8 protein-coding genes and 1 pseudogene are annotated in these 7,849 nt (G+C 47.6%); 7 read left to right on the top strand and 2 right to left on the bottom strand.

Annotation, left to right across the window (positions count from 1 at the left end; genetic code table 11):
* Positions 1-114 precede the first annotated feature (114 nt).
* Positions 115-399, bottom strand: coding sequence for a hypothetical protein (locus FFM82_RS13160; RefSeq protein ID WP_137646216.1), 285 nt, complete (start codon positions 397-399; stop codon positions 115-117).
* Positions 400-624: 225 nt separating this feature from the next.
* On the opposite strand from FFM82_RS13160, the gene rnz reads away from it, so the two are divergent.
* The 6 genes from rnz to FFM82_RS13615 all read left to right on the top strand — a co-directional run bounded on the left by rnz (position 625) and on the right by FFM82_RS13615 (position 6,278).
* Positions 625-1,560, top strand: coding sequence for a ribonuclease Z (gene rnz / locus FFM82_RS13165; RefSeq protein WP_137646217.1), 936 nt, complete (start codon positions 625-627; stop codon positions 1,558-1,560).
* A 10-nt stretch (positions 1,561-1,570) separates the two neighbouring features.
* On the top strand, positions 1,571-2,362 hold the full coding sequence (locus tag FFM82_RS13170; RefSeq protein WP_137646218.1) for an SDR family NAD(P)-dependent oxidoreductase: 792 nt from the start codon (positions 1,571-1,573) through the stop codon (positions 2,360-2,362).
* Between the two features lie 12 nt (positions 2,363-2,374).
* Entirely contained in the window at positions 2,375-2,725 is a 351-nt protein-coding gene (locus FFM82_RS13175; RefSeq protein WP_137646219.1) for a LapA family protein, read from the top strand.
* 18 nt (positions 2,726-2,743) lie between these two features.
* Positions 2,744-5,080 carry a single-stranded-DNA-specific exonuclease RecJ gene (recJ, locus tag FFM82_RS13180; RefSeq protein WP_137646220.1) on the top strand — a complete coding sequence of 779 codons (2,337 nt, stop codon included), beginning with the start codon at positions 2,744-2,746 and terminating at the stop codon, positions 5,078-5,080.
* A gap of 18 nt (positions 5,081-5,098) precedes the next feature.
* Positions 5,099-5,617 carry an adenine phosphoribosyltransferase gene (locus tag FFM82_RS13185; protein ID WP_137646221.1) on the top strand — a complete coding sequence of 173 codons (519 nt, stop codon included), beginning with the start codon at positions 5,099-5,101 and terminating at the stop codon, positions 5,615-5,617.
* Between the two features lie 502 nt (positions 5,618-6,119).
* Entirely contained in the window at positions 6,120-6,278 is a 159-nt protein-coding gene (locus FFM82_RS13615; RefSeq protein ID WP_170178311.1) for a hypothetical protein, read from the top strand.
* Positions 6,279-6,974: 696 nt separating this feature from the next.
* Here the strand turns inward: FFM82_RS13615 and FFM82_RS13190 are convergent.
* Positions 6,975-7,409, bottom strand: coding sequence for a hypothetical protein (locus FFM82_RS13190; RefSeq protein ID WP_137646222.1), 435 nt, complete (start codon positions 7,407-7,409; stop codon positions 6,975-6,977).
* 245 nt (positions 7,410-7,654) lie between these two features.
* Between FFM82_RS13190 and FFM82_RS13810 the strand changes: the two are divergent.
* Positions 7,655-7,849: pseudogene (locus FFM82_RS13810) on the top strand (ISL3-like element ISP1 family transposase); the annotation flags it as partial.

Below are 7,849 nucleotides of genomic sequence, written 5' to 3' on the forward strand. Positions count from 1 at the left end.
TGCTCTTTTTTTATTTTCTATTATATCAAAAGCAGGTCTGGAAAAATCCGAAGATTTTTCCAGACCTGCTTTGTTTTTAGAGACTTATGTCACAGCCTCGTTTTTAGCTTGTGCTCAGCCGAATAGCAGTTGACCAGTGCGGAGGCGGTAACCGAATAAAGATTGTGAGCCAGTGGGTGTCGCAACCATTAGTGCCGTGTGACCGTCTAGCTGGCGGGTGCGGGCGTTCAGTTGATCCAGCGTCAGGGCCGTGGTCTGCTTAGCGGGGACCAGGATCAACTGGTCGGGTGCCAAGCTAATGGTTTTGATCGGATAGACCGTGTCGCGGTCGACTTCCCAGTAAAGCGGCGTCGTGGTCGCAAGGTCGACCGTGGAAAGTTTAAAGTCAATCAGGCGCATGGTTAGCCTCGCTTTCTACATTATTATTATCATAATTTTAGCAGATAATTTCGCTTAACCGGAATTAATTTGACCGTTTGGGTCGGAATGACCGCAAAGCGGGAATTGCATGGTAAAATTAAGCGTTGAATTAATTTAATTGGTTTTTGCCAAAGTCGCTAATTGTAACGGAGCGATAATTTCGGTAAAATAATTAGCAGACTGTACAGATAAGGACGAACAAACATGCAATTAGAATTTTTAGGAACCGGTGCCGGGTCACCGGGAAAGTTTCGCAACGTTACCAGCACCGCGCTACGCTTATTAGATGAACGGAACGAGGTGTGGCTGTTTGACGTGGGCGAAGGGACTCAGCATCAAATTTTACGGACCACGCTTAAACCGCGCAAGATCGCGAAGATCTTTATTACCCACTTACACGGTGACCATATTTTTGGCTTGCCAGGCTTACTAAGTTCACGCTCGTTTCAGGGCGGCGACGAACCGTTGACGATTTACGGGCCGACCGGGGTGCGCGATTTTGTGCAAACTGCCTTGCGAGTGTCGGGGACCCGTTTGTCCTACCCGCTGAAGTTTCATGAAATCAGTACCGGGGGAACGGTCTTTGAAGATTCGACGTTCAAGGTCACCTGCTTACCGTTAGACCACCGAATCGCCTGCTTTGGTTACCGGGTCGAAGAAGCCGACCATCCTGGTGAATTACAAGCCGACCGCTTAAAGGCGCTGAACATTCCGAGTGGGCCGGTGTACGGCCAGTTGAAAGCCGGTCAAACGGTCACGTTGGATGACGGCCGCACGATCAACGGTCAAGACTTCATCGCTGCGCCGCAAGCTGGGCGCACAGTTGCCATCTTAGGGGATACCCGGAAAACGGCTAACGCCGGCCTTTTAGCCCAGGATGCTGATGTCCTGGTTCACGAAAGCACCTTTGGCAAGGACGAGGGCAAGATGGCGCATAATTACTACCACTCGACGAGCACCCAGGCGGCCCAGGTAGCCAAGCAGGCTAACGTCCGGTTGCTCTTACTGACGCACATTTCGGCACGTTATACGGGTAAACTCAGTAAGGAACTCCAAAAGCAGGCCCAAAAGGTATTTGCGAACGCCAAGGTTGTTCGCGACTTTGATTTAATCGATATTCCACTGCAAAAGAAAGCGTAGGTGCATGGCGATGGCGAGTTTAACGGGAAAAACGGTGCTAGTGACCGGTGCTTCGAGCGGTCTGGGCGAGCAGTTGGCCCTCGCCGCCGCGGCACAGGGGGCTAACCTCGTGTTGGCGGCCCGGCGCCAAGACCGCTTAACGCGGGTAGCTGACCAGTGCCGGATCTTATCCGGCCAGCAGGCGCTGGCGGTTCGTTGTGACGTCAGTCGGGTCAGTCAGGTTGACCAGGTATTTGCTACGATCGATGACGTGTTTGGTCAACTCGACGTGGTCATCAACGCGGCCGGCTTTGGTCACATGGCGCTGGCCGTCGCAACCGACCCGCACTTAACCGAAAAAATGTTTCGGGTCAATACACTGGGCACGATGTACGTGAGTCAACTCGCCGCGCGGCGGATGCAACGGCAACGTCATGGTGAGATCATTAACGTGGCTTCGATTGCCGGTAAAATTGCGACGCCCAAGTCGGCCGTTTACGCGGCAACGAAAGCGGCTTTGATTGCGTATGACAACGCCTTACGGTTAGAATTAAAGTCAGTGGGCGTTAACGTGATGACGGTCAACCCGGGACCGATTGCGACCGATTTCTTTGAGACGGCCGACCCGAGTGGCCAGTACTTTGCGAAAGTGGCCCGCGTGGCGCTTAACCCGGTGAAGTTAGCCGAGTTGATCATTAGTAAAATTGGTCATCACCGGCGTGAAATCAACCGGCCGTGGGTGATGGCTGCCGCCAACTTAGGTTATCAAGTGGCACCGAAGTTGGGTGACTGGTTTGCCGGTTCCGTTTTTAATTATAAATAGGGGGTCCTGATGATGAAAAATCAGTGGCGGTTAGTCAGTGCGTTAGTTATTGCGTTAGTTGTGATTATTTTTGCGGTGTTAAACGTGGAACCAGTTAAGGTCAACTTTGGGATTACGTCAGTGCAATGGCCGTTAATTTTAGTCATTGTCATTACGTTGATTTTAGGGGTCTTAACGGCGGTTTTAATGGCCACTTTTACCGAATCAAAGGCCAAAAGTGCCCACGAAAAGGCCTTGGCAGAAGCGAACGCCAAAATTGAAAAGTTAACGAAGGAAAATAAATCGTTAACCCTACGTTTAAATAATAAGGGAAAACAAACTCGGAGTGCGGGTGACCGACCCGTTGCCCCAACTGAAAAGTAGTCTGAAAGGAAGAATGTCATGTTAGCGGCAAAGAAAAAGTGGCAACCGCGACGGCAGGCGGAAGTAAGTTCCGACGCGGTAACCGCGTTAGCTAGTGCCGCCGACGTTTCACCACTCGTAGCCAAGCTGTTGATTGAGCGCGATATTACCACGCCCGCGGCAGCTGAGCAGTTTTTGAACGCGGCCAAGCAGCCGTTACTCGACCCGTTGCAGATGCACGATATGCAAAAAGCGGTCGATCGGATTCAACAAGCCATTATTGATGATAAGCAAATTACGATTTATGGGGATTACGATGCGGATGGTTTGACCAGTACGTCGATCATGTACGAAACGTTGGAACAAGTCGGCGCCAAGGTCAACTATTATATTCCGGACCGGTTTAAAGACGGATATGGTCCCAACCAGGCGGCCTTTGACCGGCTGATTGAAGCGGGCACCGAACTGTTTGTGACCGTTGATAACGGGGTGGCCGGCAATGCCGTCGTCAATGCGGTTCAAGAACGCGGGATTGACGTGGTGGTGACCGATCACCACGAATTACCGGCCGAATTACCGCACGCATACGCCATTGTGCACCCGCGCCATCCCGAGGGTCACTATTCGTTTGGTGACTTGTCGGGTGCGGGGGTCGCGTTTAAAGTGGCTACCGCGTTATTAGAGGAAGTTCCCGAAGAATTGATGGATTTAGCCGCTATTGGGACGGTTGCCGACCTGGTCAGTTTGACCGGTGAAAACCGGACAATTGTCACGTTGGGGTTACAGGTACTCCGCCAGACGAGTCGACCGGGCTTGGCGGCACTGATTGACGCCGCTGGACTCGAACCGACCAAGTTGACTGAAACCAGTATTGGTTTCGGGATTGCGCCGCGCCTGAACGCCCTGGGCCGCCTGCAGTCCGCGCAGAGTGGGGTTGAGCTTTTAACCACTTTGGACCCGGATAAAGCCCAGACGTTAGCGACGACCGTGAATAGCTTAAATGAAAAACGGCAGGGGCTGGTTAAAACGATTGCGGCCAGCGCAATTGAACAGGCCGAGAATGCGGATAACGCCACCCGCCAAACTTTGGTCATTACCGGTCACGGTTGGCACGAAGGGGTGCTCGGCATCGTTGCTAGTCACGTCGTTGAAGCAACCGGTAAACCCACCTTAGTCCTTAATGAAAACGACGAAGGCAAGCTGAAGGGTAGCGGCCGTAGCGTTGAAGCCTACAACCTGTTTGCGGCGATTGATCCGGTCCGTGACGCCATGGTTGCTTTTGGTGGTCATCACATGGCGGTCGGGTTAAGCGTGATGCACGACCAATTACCGGTGTTAAAGGATGCCTTGGAAAAGGCGGCGACCGCCCAGGACTTGGCCAAGCACGGCCAGCTAACGTTGGCGGTTGACGGTCAGTTACCCGTGAAGGACGCGACGTTAGCCACCTTAGCGGATATTCAACGCCTGGCACCGTTTGGTACGGATAATCCGGCTCCGCTCTTCGAATTGCAGCCTAGTTTAGTTCCCCAGGCGCGGGCGATTGGTAGTGACCAGCAGCACTTGAAACTACAATTGAGCGATGGCCGCCAACAAGTTGACGCTATCGGGTTTTCGATGGGGTCGGCGCTTTCCGCCATTCAGGCTAGTCCGAACGACGTTGCGGTAGTTGGTGAGTTAAGTGAAAATACGTGGAACGGACAAACTAAGCCGCAAATTTTAGTTCGCGACGTTGCGGTGGCCGGGACCCAGGTGATTGATGCCCGTACCCAGCATTTAGCCGCTAAGCAGTTCCAAGCTCCCGGAGTTTACCTATTTTTCCATGAAAAGCTCATGAAGAAGTTGGCCGGCTACTTAACGGCGAACGCGCGTGCCGTCTACGTGGGGAGTGCTGATGCTGATTTAAGTGGCATTCGCCAAGATGAGGTGGTGTTTGTGGTGGATTGTCCGGACACGCTGGCTGACTTTACGGCGGTCTTAAATGCATTGCCGCTCAACCGACTGACGTTGTACTTATACCGGCACGATTCGGTCTACATGGCGGGGATGCCAACTCGGCAACAATTTGCCAAGTTATTCCAATTCACGGTCAACCACCACGACGTTGATATTCATCACCAGCTGGATGCCGTCGCGAAGCACCTCCACGTCGAACGAAATTTGCTTATTTTTATGATTCAGGTGTTTTTTGAGGTGGGATTTGTTAAAATAAGTGATGGTGTCATGAATGGCGTTTCGAATCCGACCAAAGCGGATTTACATCACGCCCCTAGTTATCAGCTACGCGAACAGCAGATCGTCGCTGAAGAAACGCTTTTATATAGTAAAACTGCAGCGTTACAAATTTGGGTGAAGAACCAGGCTGCAGCTAAGAATTGAAGGAGCTGTTAATAAGCAATGGCATTAGACTTAAAAAAATACGTGGCTAGTGTTCCGGATTATCCGGAACCGGGTATTATCTTCCGGGACATTTCCCCGTTGATGGCGGATGGCGAAGCCTACCGCGAAGCCACGGACCAAATTGTAAAGTTTGCGCGTGACAAGAAGGTCGACATGATCGTCGGTCCTGAAGCGCGGGGCTTCATCGTCGGCTGCCCAGTAGCCTACGAACTCGGCATTGGCTTTGCACCGGCCCGTAAAAAGGGCAAGTTGCCACGGCCAACCGTGAAGGCGACCTACGACCTTGAATACGGGCAGTCCGCTTTGTACTTACACAAGGACGCCATTAAGCCGGGTCAAAACGTGTTGGTCACGGATGACTTGTTAGCCACTGGTGGGACGATTTCTGCGACCATCAAGCTGGTTGAAGAGCTTGGTGGTAACGTTGTCGGTACCGCATTTTTAGTTGAGCTAAAAGATTTACACGGTCGCGACAAGATTAAAGATTACGAAATTTTGAGTTTAATGGAATTTTAAGTAGAAGCGTTCAGAAAATCGGGTGGATTTTCTGGGCGCTTTTTGTATTGGATAAAATGCGAAGATCAATCAAATTCCGGTGAGTTAGTTCGTGAGCTAAAGGCTGGTGTAAGCGGATAACCTTTGATAAAATTAGGTTGTGATTTTAGTGAAAACGCGATTAACGAGGGCGACTAACCAGATTAGTTTAATTCAACGTAGCCACGGGTGTAGGTTCTAGACGTTGTAGTGATACGAAACGAAAGCAACAATTAAAAAATCAAGGGTCTAGGTAGGCGCGGGGGGCATACGGGTATTTACGATAATTCAATCGAGATGAAAGTTTTTAGCAAGGATTTCAATGAAAATTTTGACTACGGGACAAGCAACTTCAAAATTAATTATGATAAATATGCATCTAACGTCCAAAGCTGTTTAGACAAAACTAGCAAAATTACTGAAAACTATCGGTATGTTAAGTTTAAATGGGGATGGGCTATTTATATAACGGAGGTTAATTATAATGGTTGTCATGGAATTGCTTAAACATGAGGATTGGTATACGTTTGATGAGAACGATAATTTGATCCTGACTGATAATCCTACTCCAGAAGCTCAAAAAGCATATCAGGAATATTTGGATTATCTTAAATTTGAGGATGCAAGCGAATTTGATTTTTAAATTTAGTATTCAGTGATTTGTGCGAAATACTGTTGTTCTTCGAAATTTTTTTAAGAACAAGAACCCTGACAAACGTTGATTTTCCGGGATTCTATTGTTTGAATCTAATGTGCTTTAATAAGGGACCCTAAAATATTTGGTGTCGATGGATCAAACCCGCCAACACCCTTTTTTTGCGCAATAAAAGGACACACTGTTCTACGATTCAATAAAGATGGTAACACATGTCTCTGTCTCTGGATCAAACTTTAGCAGTTCACAATCGTTAAATGATTGCGAACTAGGAGCCACCAAATAAAACGTTTCACCAGATTCCGATGTGTTAAACGATACTCTAAGACGAGGATTGTCATTATCAGATTAACAGCAATAGTAGATAAAATAGATTCGGGGTGGAAAAGTTACTGAATTATCAGGATGGAGCTGTATTGTAGTGGGCATACAATTTCCATGAACAGGAAGCGTTAGCGTTATTTCTACGGGGCAAGAAAGTAGGATATACAATTGAGCGTTCTGCTTATACTTCAGCGAGTATCAAGGTTTACGATAATAATGACGCTATTTGAATTATATTAGTTTCAGCAATATCAAATTTAATTCCTTTGTGTTGCGTGTGAGTGACGAGCTCGCCCGCAGTTTTAATCTGCTTAGAATCGTGTTGTGCTATAATATGATATCTCCTAATAATTGCAGTATTTATTTAATTTCTGTAGCCATAATCTGTTGGAATACTTCAGTCATATCTTGAAGATTTTTTAGTCCTTGTTTGTAATTAAATGATGAGGTCTTCGTTGGAGTGATGATAGTTTTAAAATCATAATCTTCACCATCTCTGATGTCTAAGTGCAGGGTCAATTCATTACAAATGGTGTAATCATTTCCTGCACTTAATATTCCCGCAAAGGCGCCAATACTACCAGCAAGCATGTCACCAATTAGAGCACGAGTAACAATGTGTTTTGTCTTCTTGGTGTCCCCGGATTGGATGATGTAACAAGTTTCCAGTTGCGAAAACTTGTAGCTCACTATCTGTTTATTTAAAATTAAATTTCCATTACTGATTGAGAAAGTTTGCTTATCCCAGTTGATTGTCAATAGAAAATTAAACTTTTGAACCCCGGTTGTTTGCATGGCAGTATTCTCCTTACTAATCTGGTCATAGCATATCAGATGTCTCTGATATTTGCATCAATTGTTTTTAATTTTAAATTGAAACATGTATAAAGGGCTGTCTCGTTCTCAATTTGTTCGGCTCTATGATATTTGGTGTTGATGGATAAAATCCATCAACACCATTTTTTATGTACAACAAAAAGGACATACCGTCCTGTGCTACAATCAAGTCGACCAAAACCAATTGAAAGCGAGTGTTCAGTATGTCCCAAGACCATTCTACCCGAGTATTACTTCAAATTAAAGACCGAAATATTAGTCAGTTAGTCGCACATGACCCTGTAAACGGGATTTTAAGGACTAACCTATGATGTTAAATATTGCCCACGCTGTGGTCAAGCTCCCATGCTTAAAAATGGGCATAAACTGGTTAGCATTCGCCTTTCTCGCGTTAGCGA

It is taken from the genome of Lactiplantibacillus plajomi (assembly GCF_005405405.1).
Classification (GTDB): Bacteria; Bacillota; Bacilli; order Lactobacillales; family Lactobacillaceae; genus Lactiplantibacillus; species Lactiplantibacillus plajomi.